Here is a 17,473-nt window from a genome sequence, read left to right as displayed (position 1 = left end):
TAAAATACGAAAATCTATGAGAGTCCATGAGGAGAGATTTGTTGTGAAGTATACCTTTTTAGGAAGAACAGGATTGCGGGTCAGCCGTTTATGTTTAGGTGGGTCGATACAGATGAAAAGACCGCGTTCCGTATTATGGATGAAGCGCTCGATAGCGGCATTCCACTAATGCAGGTGCGGAAGACATAATAATAGCAAAAACCATACCAATATTGTTGGTATGGTTTCTCTTGAAGAGACTCTATTGTACGAATTATATAGCTAGTTGCATTTGTAACCGACAGGGCCGTCTGAGCCTGTGTAGACATATGTGTCAGAAACATATCCAATGTTCACGACACCACGTGAATCTTTCCACTGGATTTGATCCCAAATATTACTCGTTCCATACTTTCCGGTAACAGTCGTCCCATAAGCGTAACAATAGTAAGGAACACGTGAACCGCTAGGAATGGAAAGCATAATAGGATAGTTTGTACCTGGACCGCTGCGCATATTTACAGGCGCACCGCTGCTTGTTGAGACAGTAAAGTACTGAACGGCAAGTGCTTGACTGGAAAAAATGAATAATGATGCGATCATCACGGTTAACATACTCAGCATTTTCAGTTTAGTCAATGTCATCCCTCTTTCTTCAATTTCTTCATTTTAAGAACGATACATATGCTACCAGCTGCATTTAGGAACTACCGGGCCGTCTGATCCTGTATACATATATGTATCAGAGACAAATCCAGGAACGATCTCCCCGCTGGCAAGCGTCCGTTCTGTGTAGTTCCAAATATTACTCGTTCCATACTTTCCAGTTACAGTTGTACCGGTTTTGTAGCAGTAGATCGGGATGCGGGTTCCGCTCGGAATAGTCGTTACAATCCCCCAACTTGTACCTGGGCCGCTGCGCATATTTACGGGAGCACCGCTGCTTGTTGAGACAGTGTAATACTGAACTGCTTGTGCATGACTAGAAAAAATGAAGAATGACGCCATCATAACGGTTAATAAACTTGCCATTTTTAACTTTCTCAACTTATACTCCTCCTCATAATAAATGTCCTGCGTCTGGTTTTCTTACATTCAGTTCAGGAATGATTCGGCAGACCATCTTCGCTCCTTTCGTTTACATATATTGATCATATTACCATCAAACAGGTATATGAGAAGTGCCATTATTACTGAATTTTCCGACAGAAGAGAGGATAAAATTTGGGAATATAGGGATGACAATGCAAGCAAAAATAATGCATGAAAGATATGTCACACACCAATTAAAAGCTTGATTACTCATCAAAATTTTTGATGATCCCTCGGTCAGTTTCAATCATAAGTGGTGCATCTATACTGTATTTATCCGAGAATATCCACCTTCTTCCGACAGGACCTAATAAAATATAGACTCCTTCTTTATACTCCCCCATGAAATGTAAATGGTTTTTTGAGAAAGGTTCATCATTTCTTTGCCGGATTCCCAACTTTAAAAGGTAGTCAAAACATTCTTTAATATGATTCGTAGATAAACCAATCTCGCTTATCCCTATTACATTGTCGGGCGTGAATTCTTTTGACCTCGTTTCCGGAGAGGTTTCTAATCGAGAAATAAACTCAACAATATTACCTGCTGGATCTTCAAAATATATGGATCTTGCCTTTGCATTTGCAAAATATACTTCATCATCACCATTTTCTTCAAGTAAATTAACCTTCTTTTTCAGCCATTCTTTTGCTTCTGCGAAAATATTCGAATGGATATTAAACGCAAAATGATAGTAATATTGATTCACTTCGTCTTGATGCAAGGTTAAAATGCTTTCTCCCACTTGAAATATGGCTAATGTATCAGTTAACGCCAGCCTTTTAAATTGAAGGATATCTTTATAAAAGCTTACAGTTTGATTAAAATGAGAAACAAATATTTCAAGATTTTTTATTTTCATTATTCACACCCCCTCTCTTAATATATCTAAAATGAGAAACAAATTCTTTCTACATTTAGCTTATTTAATCTACATCATTAGACCGAAAAATAAAAAACTACATAAATTTGTTTTTCATTATTATTCATTAGCTTTAAGGATGGATGAAATGAATCACCTTGGTTTTTCATTTCAAAAATCTGTAACAGCTGAAGTAAGGTCATCATCAATCTATGCCTAGGCATAGGCTTCAGGATTGTCATCTGATTCCTGAACTCGTCACCCGTGTCATGTCTAAAACTGGATAGGTATACCGTTTAGTATATAAGAACAGATATACTCACCTCACTACGCAATTGTTTTCAAAGTCTATCTATTGTGTTAGTGAGACCTTGCTGCCGTCTTCAATATCTTCAAACACAATTTTCAGTGGAAAGGATCATAATATTATCACCCCTATAAAGAGCCTCCTATTTTATGACTTCTATAAACATAATAAAAAAACCGCTCTTAAAAAACGGTTTTAGAGTATAGGAAGGAACTGATTCTAAGATGAAATCGAAAGAGATTTATTCACTGCTTCTCGAGCATGGATTAAGGTTGTATCAAATATTGGCACTTTGAAATCTTCAGCTTTTACTAGTAATCCAATTTCAGTACATCCGAGAATTATTCCCTCCGCTCCTCTATTCATCAAATTATTTATGATGGTGTGATAAATGTTTTTCGATGACTGTTTAATTTCACCCAAACATAGTTCTTGATAGATAATATTATTTATTAATTCTCTTTCATTATCATTAGGCACAATAATATTAATGCCATGAGTCTCAATACGAGTTTTATAAAAATTTTGCTCCATTGTATATTTGGTACCTAGTAATCCTGCTGAACGAATATCTTGTCTGTTCATTTGATCAGCAGTTGCATCGGCAATATGTAAAATAGGTATTGTGATCATTGCTTGGATATAACTAATTACTTTGTGCATAGTGTTTGTGCATATTACAATAAAATCTGCTCCGGCTTTTTCTAATGATCTTGCTGCTTCCCCCAAGGTTTTACCAGCTTTATTCCAAGCTCCTTCTGATTGAAAGTGTTCAATCTCTTTAAAATTAACACTGTACAAAAGACACTTTGCCGAATGTAACCCCCCTAACTTCTTTTTTATTTCCTCATTGATAATTCGATAGTACTCAGCCGACGACTCCCAACTCATTCCGCCAATAAGACCAATCGTTTTCATAGCCCACCTCGATTTAAAATTCGAAATATTATTAGTATTTTAATATATAAGTCATTTTAATACCAGGACTGCTATTATCAAGTATAAAATGATTGATTGGTCTTCCAGGCCCGTAGCTACGGTGGAAATATAATTAAAATGATAGAAAACTATGCCCCTTTCTTGTCATGTGTATCGAAATCCTAAAATAATAGCGGATTTTTTATAATATGAGTTTCTTGTCTAGGACAACCTTTTTTCTTCATCATAACTTATATTGTAAGACAAGATTTTTTGAGAGGGTGATTTTGATGAGCTGCAACAACGGTGGGTTTAGAAGTGTGGACGAATTCATGTTCGGCTCTCGTCGCGGGAACAACGGTACCAATAGCTTCAATGGCTTCAATGGTTTTAATGGGGGTAACGGAAGTAACGGAGGTAATGGAGGTAACGGAGGCAACAATGTAGAAACAATTGTTTCTCCCACAAGAAATGTTGTAAATACGACAACCAATGAACGTACTGTTAGACGTGTTCAGCCTACTCATATTGTTAATGTTAATAGAAATGTTACAAGAGTAGAAAATTATTATCCAGTGACACAATCTGTAGAGAATGAAAATATCGTTGAGGAATATGATTGTGGAAGTGACTTAAGAAATCCATGCTGTAAACCAGTAAAAAGATGCAATAGGTAATCATTCAGTAAAGATTCATTTTAGGCATCCTTATGGATGCCTTTTTTATTACCCTATCCTTTCCAATTATAAGATTTCGGCTTTAAAATAAGAGAAATGAGTTGTTTCTTTAAAGATAGACATTTAACAAAACGCTCCTATAAAAAATAGGGACTTGGAGCGAGTCCCTGAAAATGATAAAAAAAGAGAGGTTTTCTACCTCATTTCTTTGTGAACTTGTTTTTTTGCAAATGATCTTCTATCACTTGTAAAGCCTGTTTCTCGTCAAAGCCATTAGCTCTTATCCTAATGTGGGTATTAGGTTTAATTCCTAGTGACATCACATCAATGAGGGACTTGGGTGTATTTTTCAGATCGACAGCTTGCCCTTGATATTCAAGATATATACTGGAGCTAAATTGACAAGCCGCACGTACTAACAAGGCCGCTGCACGTGCGAAGCCTGTACTCGCGATCATTGTATACTGTTTTTCTATCATTCTCCCTGCTCCTTAGGCCTGAGAATTCCTTGAAGAATTGGAATAGGCCAGTTTTTATCATAAGCCCTCTATCCTTTCTCTCAATCCGAAACATAGTATCTTGTTGATTGATTTCCAGCAATATCGTTTTCGAGCACAATTAATGATGACCAACTATTCGGTGAGGTACATATGGTTTTCTAGAAACCTAACTTCTTGAGGCGTCAATTTAACTGCAAGAGCATCTACGGCATCTTGGAGTTGTGACATTTTCGTAGCACCGATAATAGGAGCTGTTACAGGCTCTTTCTGCAGCAGCCAGGCAAACGCGATATGAATACGGGGAACACCGCGTTTTTCCGCGATTTCCCCTGCTCTTTTATGATAAATGTTAACAAAGAAGGAATTGTTTCATTCATTCTAGCCTTACTTGCACTTATCCATGAAAACTTTCCATTTTGGGTCTGCTTTTGAGTTTGTCCTCATTTTCGCGCAGTTTCCCATCATAATCCTCAATTTTTTTATTTAATCTTTTTATTGTTTCATCAATTTCTCTCCGCTTTTCTATCAATCGCTGTCTTTCGTCCGCCAGGATATTTTTGCGGGCTTCTACTGTTCGGTCTCCTTCAGTAAATAACGTTGTATATTCAATTAACGCGTCTATCGTTAGTCCAGCATTTCGCATGCATTTGATGAATTCAACCCATTTGATATCTTCTTCACCATAATCGCGGATGCCGCTTTCTTTTCGTTTTACCGGCGGGATCAATCCAACACGTTCATAATAGCGGAGCGTTGCGGCTGTTAGGCCAAACTGCTTTGCCACTTGCGTAATATTCATATTTTTCACCTCTTTATCCTGTTGTTTTTGAAGATAACACTTAAAGTTCACTTTAAGTCAAGAAGAAACAAATTGAAACTGCTGACGTATTTCTCAATCTCATTCTTCAGGAGATGTCGAGAATATTCCGCCGCACGTAAAACATTGGCATGGTGTAACTAAAGACAGTGGGTGTGTGCATATAGCCATTACTTCTGGAGAGGCGGACCTGTTCATGATGAATGGTATGATACATGATAAAACGAACACATCGAGTCAATTGATTCGATGCGTTCGTTTTATATGATCGATCATACAGAATTTAATACTTAATTGTTTACTCTTATACTTTTATAAAAATATGTTTCTTAAAAAACTCTTGCCTTAAAGTGGACTTCAAGGTTTAAAGTGATGTTGAACACACCTGACAAACATCAAGTGACATGTTCTTATCTGGAAACTGACTATATGAAAGGAAGGTCTGTATGTGTAATCATCATAAAACTCGTGTATTAAGCGTACCAAATGCTAAAGCGAAATTTGAACAGACTACAATTGAAAGAAGAGAATTACGGGCGCACGACGTCTTAATCGACATTAAATTCAGCGGTATTTGCCATTCCGATATCCACAGTGCGTTCGATGAATGGGGCGGAGGAATTTTTCCGATGGTTCCCGGTCACGAAATCGCCGGAGTTGTGGAGGCTGTCGGAGCAGAAGTCACAAAATTCGCTGTCGGAGATCGCGTTGGCGTCGGCTGTTTTGTTGACTCCTGCGGAGAATGCGAATACTGCCTCAGTGGTGAGGAACAGTTCTGCACGAAAGGTGTTGTCCAAACTTATAATTCACTGGACTATGATGGAAATCCGACGTATGGCGGGTACAGCCAAAAAATCGTTGTCACTGACAGGTTCGTTGTTCGGATACCGGACAGTTTGGAGCTGGATGTTGCCAGCCCTCTACTGTGTGCAGGGATTACAACATACTCCCCTCTAAAACACTGGAACGTCGGCCCAGGCAAAAAGGTTGCGATTGTAGGAGTCGGCGGGCTTGGTCATTTGGCGATTCAATTTGCGCATGCTTTGGGTGCAGAGGTAACCGTCCTGAGCCGCTCTATGAATAAGAAAGAGGAAGCCCTTGAACTAGGGGCTGACCATTACTATGCAACCAGTAATCAAGCTACATTTACTGAATTGGCCGGGCGTTTTGACGTAATCTTAAATACAGTATCCGCGAACCTTGATGTAGATGCCTATTTATCAATGCTTCGGATAGACGGAACCCTTGTGAATGTAGGGGCACCGGCCGAGCCGGACAAATATAGTGTATTCTCTTTAATCATGGGCCGCCGCAGCCTAGCGGGTTCTCTTGTCGGCGGAATTCCAGAAACACAAGAGATGCTTGATTTCGCTGCTCAGCATGGCATTGCACCTAAAATTGAGGTGATTCGTGCCGATCAAGTGGATGAAGCATATGAGCGTGTTCTTCGCAGTGATGTACGCTACCGATTCGTTATTGATATGTCTACATTATAAATCGGAATAGTTGTAAAAGGTGGGGGTAGCCATACTATTTTTTGTTTATTGCACTCCGCTCCACAGGACGTGAAAGTCATACCAAAAAGTCTACTTATAAAAAAAGAAACAGGTTGAGAAGATGCTTTCCTTCTGCTTCGTTTTGGCGGCAATTTTACCAAATTGTGATAAATGATATAAAACCATAAAACCTATAAAGCAACGCCTTCGCAGGACTTCTGCGAAGAACATCTGACAAGCAAATATTTTGAAGGAAGATGTACCTGCCTGTTATTCTATGGTATATAAGATTTTATAGGAGGTATAAATATGAGCAAAAAAATCGCTGTTCTCGTTACAGACCAATTCGAAGATATTGAATATACAAGTCCGGTAAAGGCATACGAAGAAGCTGGGCATAGCGTCGTAGCCATTGATTTGGAAGCGGGCAAGGAAGTTACCGGTAAACATGGCGAGAGAGTGAAGATCGACAAAGCGATCTCCGATGTAGATGCTAGTGAATTCGATGCCCTATTGATTCCTGGAGGATTTTCCCCAGATTTGCTTCGCGGAGATGACCGCCCAGGTGAGTTTGCGAAAGCATTCGTAGAAAATGAGAAACCTGTTTTCGCTATTTGCCACGGCCCGCAGGTACTCATTGATACGGATCTTCTGAAAGGCAAAGACATCACTGGCTACCGCAGCATCCGCAAAGACTTGATCAATGCTGGTGCAAACTACAAAGACCAAGAAGTAGTCGTTAGCCACAACATTGTAACAAGCAGAACACCTGATGATTTGGAAGCATTTAACCGCGAATCATTGAAACTGTTGAAATAACACAAAGGCACAGACGGTTTGAGTCTGTGCCTTTTTTATAGAGAAGATGTATTAGGTCTTCTCTAATCACAAGTCCTTTGATTCAAGTATCATCTTTTCAATTCTTTATCTTCTGACATCCAAGCTTCCCGCGTTGACATTCTGGAAGGCTGCTGTTGCATCCCAAACGTTCAAGCCAAATTGGCCTTCTGAGAATGCAGAATCCTCAGCATCTATCACCAGACGGTCATCCAAATATATTTTAAAGTGAGTGCCTTGAGCCACAGTTTTCAGATGATACTTTTTATTTATATCTATCGGTGTTTTGTATTCAGCAATAACAGTGGCAATACCGTCCTCAAATTTAAAAAATTTCACAAGATCATGTTTCGCATCCACATTGGCTAGATAACCATTTTGTGCATCTTTGTCTGAACGAAACACAAGAGCTCCTGCCCCTTTTCCGTTCCCATCTTTAATTGTAATGTCAGATTCATAGGTGGAATCTGCTCCGGATGCTGAAGACATAATGAAGGAATCGCCGTCTGATCGTCCTTGTTTTCCATCAATTGTGTCAGCCCACGTACCGTTTACAGTTGTCCAGCCAGTCAAATTAGATATAAACGGTGACGCTCCCCATACTTTATTTAAAGGATGAATCGTTAGGGAGTTTACCTTAACACGGCCATTAACAGCATATAATTCAAGACCTTTGCTTGATCGATCCGGAAGAATGATGTCAGTCAACACCTGCTGCCCGTCATTGCCAAATACTTCGACTGAAGAGCGGTCAACAAAAATACGCATTTTTATCTTTCCATTTACCGGCTTCAGCGGAGCTGCTTGTTTCCCAGTGTTAAAGGTTGGATTGAAGGTGACGTTTCCGGATTGGCTTCGGTCAACGAACAGTTTGCCGCTCTTTTGATGGTAGCCGACTTTTGTATATTGATGTCTCCCTGTTCGAACCTTAAAACCAAATTCAGAAGCCGAACCTGGATTCACTTGAAACTCTGCATTCATTTCATAAGCATCTCCAGATAGGCCCGCCAATACATTACTGCTCTCTGGCGATATGCTCTTATTTTTCCACTCATGTGAGGCCCCGCGGATGGATTGCAGCTCTGTTACTGGTGTTTGAATGACTCTGACCCCTTTAGAGAACGCTTTCAATTTTACTTCTCTTGGAATAGTCATTGCACTTCTCCATGGAGATGTAGGAACATCGTTGGCATATTGCCAATTGCTCATCCACCCTAGCCAAAGCCGCCGTCCGTCTGAAGATGGTGTATCAGACCAAGAAACAGCTGCATAAAAGTCTTTACCGTAGTCGGTCCATAATATTTTGTCTGGGGGGTTTTCGTTCTTAAAAGTTGTTCCATCGAAACTCCCTACAAAATATTGCATGCCTGATCCTCCTGAAACCGCACCGTTTCCGACACTGACTTGCATCACCCATTTCTTTTGTTTCGGATTGCCGTCTACAGGAAGCTCAAATAGATCCGGGCATTCCCATACGCCTCCATGACTACCTTGTCCTTGCCCAAACTCACTTGCATATGTCCACTGCTTCAAGTTTTTCGATGTATAAATGAGAATTCGGTCACCAGCTGCCAGCACCATCACCCACTTTTTATCTTTTTCGTACCAAAACACTTTCGGATCGCGAAAGTCTTTTTTTCCCGGGTTAGGAATGACCGGATTACCTGAGTATTTCGTCCACGTTCTTCCTTTATCATTACTATAGGCAATGCTTTGCACTTGGCCATCTTCGTGATCCTGCGTATATATAGAGACAAGCGGCTTCTCCTTTCCGGTTTGAAAACCGCTTGTATTATTCCAATCGACCACTGCGCTCCCGGAAAAAATCGTGCCTTTTTCATCTGGTGACAGCGCTATAGGGAGATGCTTCCAATGAACTAAATCCTTGCTTACTGCATGGCCCCAATGCATCGGCCCCCATTGCAGACCATATGGATGATGCTGATAAAACAAATGATACTCCCCTGCATAATAAACCATTCCGTTTGGATCATTCATCCAGTTTGCCTCTGGTGTAAAGTGATATTGAGGACGGTAATCCTCATCATAGTAGCTTGAATCGGCTGCACTTACTGGTAGTGCCATAGTAAACAGCATGGTGAACAGGATCACGACTTGAATAAGCTTCTTTTTCATTCTGATTCTCTCCTCTCTAACATTTGAACACATTCAAGAGAGACAACTGCACGAGTGGATCCGTGATAAAAGCTGTATTGAATGATGAAGAGGTTATGAGAAAGACTGCTGCAGGTTCTCCCCTTTTTACCTGTTAAGCGCTTATGCCAGAAATCCAGCCCAATAGCCAAGAATACCGATCACAAATATGCCAACTATAATAAGGAGCGGATTTACTCCTTTTCGCAGCATCCATGCCACTAATAAAGTCAATCCTAAAGGCAGCACCCCCGGCATAATGCTGTCTAAAATATTTTGCACAGTTTGAACGTCAACTTTTCCGTTATCATCTTTAATTCTTGAAACAACGATTGGGATGTTGATGGTGGTCCACTTGGAGACCAAAGCTCCCATCACAAATAACCCGAGGATGGATGCACCTTCTGTCAGTTTTTGAATACGATTCCCTGCTAAATCCTGCAAAATCTCCATCCCTTTTACATAGCCGTACTTTAAACCGTAATATTTTGTGGTTAATCTGATGGCATTCAACAGGAAAAAGAACAGCAGAGGACCGGCAATGTTTCCGCCTAAAGCAAGAGAAGCCCCTAAAGCAGCCAATACGGGACGTACGGTTCCCCAGAAAATAGGGTCACCCACACCCGCTATCGGACCCATTAAACCGATTTTCATCCCGCTTATTGCTTTCCCGTCAATTCCTTTATTGTTCGCCATTTCTTCTTCCATGGCAGCTGTCACCCCAAATATGGGTGCGGACAGCCACGGATGTGTATTAAACCATTCCAAGTGCCGCTGCAATGCTGCGTTTCTTTTCGCTCCCGGACCGTACAATTTTTTGATCGCCGGTATCATCACATAGCAATATCCCATTGCCTGCACACGTTCAAAGTTAAATGAGCCGAGCAAGAAATTCGAACGGATAAACATACTGAAAATGTCTTTTTTCGTTAATCTTTTTTCTTTCTCCATTTTTCATCCCCCCTCGTTCTTTATGCATCTAGATCATCATCATCATAGACAGCGGCATTGCTGCCGTCTGTGGCTGCGGCGACTGCTCCGTGTGCGCTATGTTTTTGCATAACCTGCTGATATAAAAGCGCCAGACAAAGGCCGAGAGCGCCAAACCCTACTAAATTGAAATCGGTAAACGCTGCCAACAAAAAACCAATATAGAAAAACGGCTTCAGATAAGGGATATTCATCATATTGATCACCATGGCATACCCCACAACAACAATGATGCCTCCGCCTATTTGCAACCCTTTGGTAATGACTTCCGGAATATTTCCCAAGAACGCCTGAACAGCGCTCACACTGATTAAGGCCACAATCAAAGTCGGTATCATGACACGCAGCGCTTGAAACACCATAGCGGTAATATGCATAATTTCAATTCCTTTGATATTTCCCTCCCTCGCATATTTATCAGCACGGTGAATGAAAAAGACAGTAATTGTTCGGACAAAAATAGTAAGCGCTTGACCTGCAGCTGCCAAAGCAACAGCGACGGCAATGCCTTCACCAATGCCTTGATCAGCGGTAATCACCAAAATGGTTGAAATCACAGAGGCAATAGCTGTATCCGGTGCCATGGCAAGGCCGACATTCATCCAGCCCAGCGCCATCAGCTCCAGCGTTCCTCCTAAGATAATTCCTGTTTTCAGATCACCCAGCACCAGGCCAACCAACGTGCAGGCAATCAGCGGACGGTGTGTTTGTCCTTCATCCAATACACTTGCTATACCTGTAATGGCTGCAATGATTAACAACAAAATAATTTGTATTGACGTCATCATCTCATCCCCTTGATGATTTTGTTACATTTCTTAAAATCTCCAAAAAGTCTTCGCTGGCATCAGAAGGCACCTGCCTCAATTCCAGTGTGACGCCTAATTCATTTAATAATTCAAACGCCTCTATATCCTTTTCCGTTACGCTGACTGATTTGGTGATTTGCCGGCGATTATTCTCAAAACGCATACCTCCGACATTTACGGTTTTGATAGGGACGCCTGCTTCTATGAGAGATACAACATCGGATGGGTTTTCAAACAAGAGCATCGCCGTTACCCCTTCGTAGCGCGGACTATGAAACGCCTTTGCCATTTTAGAAACTGATACGGCACTCGCCTTTACATTGGAAGGAGCAACCGAAAGGATCAGGGTTTTTCTCATTTCATCCTGCGCAACGTCATCTGACACCACGATGATTCGGTCTGCTGCATGGACTTTAATCCATCTTGTCAGGATTTGTCCGTGAATAAAGCGGTCATCAATTCTTGCCAATGTAATGTTCATCATAGTTCATCCTCTCTTTTTTCTTCGCTGACTGTTTTCACTTTTTCTAAATGTTCACTGCAAACTTGGAAGCTTTGCTGGCTCATTTTTTTTAAGTGATTCAGCAATTCTTTGAGTTTCATGTGTTCTCTTAGGCTTAATACCTCCAGTACGATCGGCAGGTTTATGCCGGCAGCCATATCCATCCTTTGATCCTTAGCGATAAAGGAAGCCGCTGCGTTATACGGTGTACCTCCAAAAATATCAACTAAAAACAGCACCTCATTTTCTTTCGGAATATCCTGAAGCGTCTGATGATATTTTTCTTGCAGCGTTTGGATGCCCTCTCCTTTAAAAAACGGCACCGCTATCAAATGATTTTCTTCCCCGAATATCATGCCTGAAGACTCTTTTAATGCTATGGGAAAGTCCCCATGTCCGCTAATAATGACTGAAATCATAACTCGTTTGCTCCTTTCCTTTTTCCTACACCCATTTATAATGCAAGTATCGTGCCAAAGAAGCTGTGTTAAGCGTTTTCATTTGTTTTACAGCACATAAAGAAAGCTGATTGAAACACTTGTGGATACAAAAATAAACCTGTATTAAAATGGCGTTCCATTTAATACAGGTTTACGTAAAAAAATCGCTTTTAACACATATGGCCATGTACTTCTTCAGCAAAAATGGCGGCTATATATAATTTTTCATCATCGCTTATGTTCAGCCCTAATTTTTCTTCATAAGGGATTAATGTTCGCTCTGTTACCTCAAAAATCTCTTTCAGCTGATCGGTTATTTCGTCTTCTTCGGAAAAGGCAATCGGATTCTGTTTAATCACCCTTTCAAAGGCAAAAGCCGTATGCATAATCACTTTAATCATCACTGTGTTATTAAAAATGATGCCTAGCTCGTCTTGAATGGTTTGAAGCCACTCTAATAAGATATCTATAATGTGATGGGGGTTCAAAAAAACCAGATACTTTTTCAAACTATCCTCGCAAAGCTCCCGTACAATGATGTTTGTTCCCGATAATCCATTACTCATCGGGATGGTGCCTTTTGTGATCGCCTGTTGGATCATCTTCTCTCCTTCACCTTCAATTAAGACCTCCAAGGATACATGCGGAGCATTGATTTTAGGATCTTTTGTTCCTACTGTCGCAAGGATCTCATACTCTTTTTCGATTTCTTTAATGCTGTTTGCCAATTTAATCGATGATACGGTCAATATGTGGATAGGTGCATCAGAGGCCTTGTTTACGATTGTTGTTAAGATGTCTTCCAGCTTTTTCGCCGTTCCGCTGCCTGTTGTGCAGATCGAAACCAACGCCCTCTTTTTGCCTGGTGAGGCGGCAGGCTGCCGATCCCATAACTCAATAAAATCCTTTGTGACCGAATCATATATGGCATGTAAATGTAAATTCAGATAGTTCACCTTTCTGACGGCGTCCAGCACCATTGAGGTCGTGACATTGCTGATTGTTTTAATTTTGATGCCTGTTTTTTCTTCAAGCTTGCTTTCCAGCATTGCAAGTGACCCCATGTCAACAAGCATTAAAACACCTTCACCTTCATCTACCTGCTTCATTTTCTCCGCTAAGCGTTCCATGATTTCCGCAGGTGAAACAGAAAGAGGCATATCGACGGCCGCAATTGGGGTGCTCCCTAAAAGCTCCGTCGCTACTTCAACCATTGAACTCGCCATGCTATTTCCATGTGCGGCAACCACTATTCCCACTCTTTTGTTTTCTTTTAACGTTTTGATGGAATGAATCAGCATCGTTAAGTAGATGACTTCTATTTCCGGGACGGTTACTCTGAAGTGTTCCTGAATTTTGTCTTTAAATATGAGCGCCACCTCATACTCTTTCACATGTGTATCACGGATTTCATCTGTTTCCTGCGCATTTAAAACATCAATTTGCTTACCGCGTTTTAAAAATGAATCGATATGCATACTTAAGAAATAAATAAATTTACGGTCAAATGTGCAATGCAATTCATCTTCAGCTACTTCTTTTAATTGCTTCGTCATTTGAATCACGTCGTCCTCAACAAATGTCAGCAGATTGTCATTTCGAAAAGCCCTTTGGTTAAAAAAGCTTCTGACATGCAAATGAATATCCGTTAAAATATATTGGTTTATTTCCTTTTTGGACAAACCTTCTTTGTTTAACACTTCGACCTTTTTTTCTATCAAATGATACAAATTAAATGATAGATCATCATCAATTTTTGTTGTTTCATCTTCTACTATCGGGGATATGATGGTAGTGATATTGACATATTCAGAAATCGTTCTGCTTCTTTTCATGTTTTTGCTGCTTGACATCCAATCTTGCTTGATTTCATCCGGGAGATCCCGGACGGTCAGTTCAACAACTTCATCTCTGTCAAGATTATGTAAAAATCCATGTGCACAAACTAATTGTACATTTGATTTCAGCTGTCCCACATTCCCAAATTTCGCAGAATGAATCAATGCATTATATACATCGATATGCACACTTAGATTCTTCTTAATACGCTCTGCTTCTTTTCCCAATAAAAACGTTGTCAGATCAACTCTTTCTTTAAGAGATCGTTCTTCCAGCGATGGAATATGAATCGTCATTGGAATTCTTCGCAAAAATGTTTTTAATAAGGCAGAATTAGGATTTTCGGTAGTTGCACAAATAAATAATACTTTCGATGTTCGTTTATGCTCAGTTTCTCCAAGGCGGTTATAAGAACCGCTGTCAATGAAATAAAACAGCATTTCTTGTCCCTCAGGCGGAAGACGATGGATTTCATCCATAAACAGAATGCCCCCGTCGGCCTGCTCAACTAAACCGGCTTTATCTTCGCTGGCGCCAGTATATGCTCCTTTCTTATGACCAAATAATTGAGAGAGTAATAATTGAGGGTTGTTATAGTAATCTGCACAATTAAATGTGATGAACGGAGAACCCGGCTTCAAAATGTCAGAATAAGTCGCAAACTGATAAATTCGGTTCGCAAAAAGGGATTTACCGGAGCCTGTTGGCCCTAAGAGGAGCATGTGCAGACCGTGTGGAGGATAAAAGACAGCTGCTTTTGCTTGAGAAATTGCTTTCTTCAAACTCCCTTTTGCTCCAATCATAAGTTCTAAAGGATTCATAGAAATGTTTTGATGTATCTTTTTTGGGTTTTCAGAAAACTGCTTCAGCTCTTTAACTTCCATTATCTCTGTATCCCATTTTTTGTTGAATGCTTTTTCCACTACTTCCACCGGGATGTAGCGCACGGGAAACGTTTTAATCTTTATCACCTTTTTGGACCGCACGAGATTGTTTAATTCAAAACTGACATTGGACCGGTCTATCTTTAATTGCTGCGCAATTTCCTTTGCTGAATTTCCCTGCACGTTTAGAAGATGATGTACGTCAGTCTTATGAAAATTTTGCAGCAGCTGGCGGTATATTTTATCAATCCTTTTCATCTATATCATCCTTTGTCCTTATTAGTCAAAATGGAAAAAACGGACATCAGTTTTTATGCCTTGTACTGAGGGAATCTTATCTCATTTAAGACCTTGCATTCACATGGATCCTTTCTTTTTGAATATTCCGTTAAATGTTTTTATATGCAGGAAACAATCAGCATCCTGTCTCACCAGATTGCACCAATTAAAAATAATTACGAACAGACGCCCTTTCTATTTTTGGTGTTTTTGATCTATGATTTACTCAGGTTGTCCCCCTTCAAAAGTAATAATTCGTAAACAGTTTATCACTCTTCAGGAACATATCGATGACAAAATTCCGATACTGCGGAAAATGCATCTTATAGATCAGGACAAACAACCCAAGAACTCAATCTCTTATCATGTCTGAATGTTAACTAGTTATCTTCTTCTCACATTATTATTTTAATAAAAATAGTGGAATATATATGAGAGCGGTAGAAGAGCGATAGAAAAGAAACCCTTTACACCTCCTGATGGATATGACACCTTATAAAAATAGAGAGAAAGATAATAAATTAGTTACATTTAATTAAAAAAATCAATAAAATTTAATATAATTTAAGTTTTCCTGTTATAATGATAGATAAAAAATTTAGGAAGCTATGTACCTAAACAACCAAGATAACTTATATTTTTTATTGGAGGAAAACATAAAGTGACGGACGATTCCACTATGGACCATTCTCTGCACAAACGAAAATTGTCCAGAGGCCTTAAAAACAGGCACATACAACTCATAGCGATTGGGGGGGCAATCGGAACTGGTTTATTCCTAGGATCAGGGAAATCAATACATTTTTCAGGCCCCTCTATTTTATTTGCTTACATGATTACGGGTGTATTTCTCTTTTTCATTATGCGTTCACTGGGAGAGCTGCTCCTATCTAACGCGGGATATCACTCTTTTGTTGATTTTGTAAGAGATTATTTAGGAAATATGGCAGCATTTATTACTGGCTGGACATACTGGTTTTGCTGGATCTCACTTGCTATGGCTGATTTAACAGCTGTCGGACTTTATACCCAATATTGGTTTCCTGATGTACCCCAATGGATGCCAGGGTTCATTGCGCTTGTGATGTTGCTCATTATGAATCTCGCGACTGTCAAACTTTTTGGAGAATTGGAGTTCTGGTTTGCGTTAATCAAAATCATCGCAATACTGGCACTGATTGTTATCGGTATTGTCTTGATCATAAAAGGATTTTCCACACAGTCAAGCACAGCCGCCTTCACGAATCTTTGGAGTCACGGCGGCATGTTTCCAAATGGTTTACATGGATTTATTCTCTCATTCCAGATGGTCGTGTTTGCGTTTACGGGCATTGAACTTGTGGGGCTTACTGCAGGCGAAGCAGAAAACCCAGAAAAAGTAATTCCTAAAGCCATTAACAATATACCTATTCGGATTTTACTTTTTTATATTGGCGCTCTTCTTGTGATTATGAGTATTTATCCATGGAATATCATCAATCCTGCTGAAAGCCCATTTGTTCAAGTATTCTCAGCGGTCGGTATCATAGCAGCCGCCAGCATCATTAATTTTGTTGTACTGACATCTGCTGCTTCAGCTGGCAATAGTGCTCTATTTAGTACAAGCCGGATGGTATACTCGCTTGCCAAGGATCATCATGCACCTGAACCATTGCAAAAGCTGACTGCCTCAAATGTACCAAGCAATGCCTTATTCTTTTCAGCCATTGCCATTCTGATTGGTGTTATTCTGAACTATATAATGCCAGAGCAAGTCTTTACGCTTATCACAAGTGTTTCTACTATCTGCTTCATCTTTATTTGGGGCATTATTGTGATTTGCCATTTGAAATATCGGAAAACAAGACCAGATGTCGCAAAGGTGAATACATTTAAAATGCCGCTTTTTCCATTATCCAATTACGTAACACTGGCTTTTCTAGTGTTCATACTGGTGGTGCTGGCACTCGCGAAAGATACGCGTGTTTCTCTATTTGTCACTCCTGTTTGGTTTCTCTTATTGATGATTGCGTATAAAGTTCGTAATACTAAGTGAAAATCACAAAAAAAGACAAGGGAGTTATGATCCCTTGTCTTTTTTGTGTGCTGCGAGG

At 40.1% G+C, this 17,473-nt stretch carries 16 protein-coding genes and 2 pseudogenes; 5 read left to right on the top strand and 13 right to left on the bottom strand.

Features of this window, described 5'->3' with window-relative positions; genetic code table 11:
• Positions 1-43: 43 nt before the first annotated feature.
• Positions 44-162, top strand: a pseudogene (locus LJF29_RS02035) (aldo/keto reductase); the annotation flags it as partial.
• Positions 163-261: 99 nt separating this feature from the next.
• Here the strand turns inward: LJF29_RS02035 and LJF29_RS02030 are convergent.
• The 4 genes from LJF29_RS02030 to LJF29_RS02015 form a co-directional block, all read right to left on the bottom strand.
• Positions 262-618, bottom strand: a complete 357-nt coding sequence (locus tag LJF29_RS02030; RefSeq protein ID WP_004398671.1) for an SH3 domain-containing protein — start codon at positions 616-618, stop codon at positions 262-264.
• 48 nt (positions 619-666) lie between these two features.
• Positions 667-1,026 (bottom strand): SH3 domain-containing protein, encoded by a 360-nt coding sequence (locus LJF29_RS02025; RefSeq protein WP_010335061.1) that lies wholly within the window; start codon positions 1,024-1,026, stop codon positions 667-669.
• A 251-nt stretch (positions 1,027-1,277) separates the two neighbouring features.
• The gene (locus LJF29_RS02020; RefSeq protein WP_229146728.1) at positions 1,278-1,931 is read right to left on the bottom strand and encodes a VOC family protein; all 654 of its coding nucleotides are present in this window, start codon (positions 1,929-1,931) and stop codon (positions 1,278-1,280) included.
• 526 nt (positions 1,932-2,457) lie between these two features.
• Positions 2,458-3,156: an aspartate/glutamate racemase family protein gene (locus LJF29_RS02015; RefSeq protein WP_229146726.1), complete on the bottom strand. Its 699-nt coding sequence runs from the start codon at positions 3,154-3,156 to the stop codon at positions 2,458-2,460.
• A gap of 320 nt (positions 3,157-3,476) precedes the next feature.
• Between LJF29_RS02015 and LJF29_RS02010 the strand changes: the two genes are divergently transcribed.
• The gene (locus LJF29_RS02010; protein WP_229146713.1) at positions 3,477-3,833 is read left to right on the top strand and encodes a CotD family spore coat protein; all 357 of its coding nucleotides are present in this window, start codon (positions 3,477-3,479) and stop codon (positions 3,831-3,833) included.
• A gap of 200 nt (positions 3,834-4,033) precedes the next feature.
• Here LJF29_RS02010 and LJF29_RS02005 read toward each other — a convergent pair whose 3' ends face one another.
• The 3 genes and pseudogenes from LJF29_RS02005 to LJF29_RS01995 form a co-directional block, all read right to left on the bottom strand.
• Positions 4,034-4,312: an HPr family phosphocarrier protein gene (locus LJF29_RS02005; protein WP_010335065.1), complete on the bottom strand. Its 279-nt coding sequence runs from the start codon at positions 4,310-4,312 to the stop codon at positions 4,034-4,036.
• Between the two features lie 139 nt (positions 4,313-4,451).
• A pseudogene (locus LJF29_RS02000) lies at positions 4,452-4,672 on the bottom strand (aldo/keto reductase); the annotation flags it as partial.
• A 55-nt stretch (positions 4,673-4,727) separates the two neighbouring features.
• Complete coding sequence (locus LJF29_RS01995; protein ID WP_010335066.1) at positions 4,728-5,132, bottom strand: MerR family transcriptional regulator; 405 nt, start codon at positions 5,130-5,132, stop codon at positions 4,728-4,730.
• A gap of 464 nt (positions 5,133-5,596) precedes the next feature.
• On the opposite strand from LJF29_RS01995, the gene LJF29_RS01990 reads away from it, so the two are divergent.
• Together LJF29_RS01990 and yraA are read left to right on the top strand one after the other, a co-directional pair.
• On the top strand, positions 5,597-6,646 hold the full coding sequence (locus tag LJF29_RS01990) for an NAD(P)-dependent alcohol dehydrogenase (protein WP_229146712.1): 1,050 nt from the start codon (positions 5,597-5,599) through the stop codon (positions 6,644-6,646).
• A gap of 309 nt (positions 6,647-6,955) precedes the next feature.
• Positions 6,956-7,465 carry a cysteine protease YraA gene (gene yraA, locus LJF29_RS01985; protein WP_229146711.1) on the top strand — a complete coding sequence of 170 codons (510 nt, stop codon included), beginning with the start codon at positions 6,956-6,958 and terminating at the stop codon, positions 7,463-7,465.
• A 105-nt stretch (positions 7,466-7,570) separates the two neighbouring features.
• Here the strand turns inward: yraA and LJF29_RS01980 are convergent, their stop codons facing one another.
• From LJF29_RS01980 to LJF29_RS01955, 6 genes are all read right to left on the bottom strand, one after another.
• Positions 7,571-9,619 carry a glycoside hydrolase family 32 protein gene (locus LJF29_RS01980; RefSeq protein WP_229146709.1) on the bottom strand — a complete coding sequence of 683 codons (2,049 nt, stop codon included), beginning with the start codon at positions 9,617-9,619 and terminating at the stop codon, positions 7,571-7,573.
• A gap of 141 nt (positions 9,620-9,760) precedes the next feature.
• Entirely contained in the window at positions 9,761-10,588 is an 828-nt protein-coding gene (gene levG / locus LJF29_RS01975) for a PTS fructose transporter subunit IID (protein ID WP_024122268.1), read from the bottom strand.
• A 20-nt stretch (positions 10,589-10,608) separates the two neighbouring features.
• The gene (levF, locus tag LJF29_RS01970; protein ID WP_229146705.1) at positions 10,609-11,412 is read right to left on the bottom strand and encodes a PTS fructose transporter subunit IIC; all 804 of its coding nucleotides are present in this window, start codon (positions 11,410-11,412) and stop codon (positions 10,609-10,611) included.
• 4 nt (positions 11,413-11,416) lie between these two features.
• Positions 11,417-11,917 carry a mannose/fructose/sorbose PTS transporter subunit IIB gene (locus LJF29_RS01965; protein WP_229146703.1) on the bottom strand — a complete coding sequence of 167 codons (501 nt, stop codon included), beginning with the start codon at positions 11,915-11,917 and terminating at the stop codon, positions 11,417-11,419.
• On the bottom strand, positions 11,917-12,357 hold the full coding sequence (gene levD, locus LJF29_RS01960; RefSeq protein WP_010335074.1) for a PTS fructose transporter subunit IIA: 441 nt from the start codon (positions 12,355-12,357) through the stop codon (positions 11,917-11,919). Before levD ends, LJF29_RS01965 begins: the two co-directional genes overlap by 1 nt.
• Before the next feature lie 191 nt (positions 12,358-12,548).
• On the bottom strand, positions 12,549-15,359 hold the full coding sequence (locus tag LJF29_RS01955; protein ID WP_229146702.1) for a sigma 54-interacting transcriptional regulator: 2,811 nt from the start codon (positions 15,357-15,359) through the stop codon (positions 12,549-12,551).
• A 682-nt stretch (positions 15,360-16,041) separates the two neighbouring features.
• On the opposite strand from LJF29_RS01955, the gene LJF29_RS01950 reads away from it, so the two are divergent.
• A complete protein-coding gene (locus LJF29_RS01950; protein WP_229146701.1) occupies positions 16,042-17,415 on the top strand; it encodes an amino acid permease in 1,374 nt (457 codons plus the stop codon).
• Positions 17,416-17,473 lie beyond the last annotated feature (58 nt).

It is taken from the genome of Bacillus sp. LBG-1-113 (assembly GCF_020708615.1).
In the GTDB taxonomy this organism is placed as follows: domain Bacteria; phylum Bacillota; class Bacilli; order Bacillales; family Bacillaceae; genus Bacillus; species Bacillus mojavensis.
Note: the sequence above shows the minus strand (reverse complement) of the source record. Positions and strands in the feature narration are given on the sequence as shown.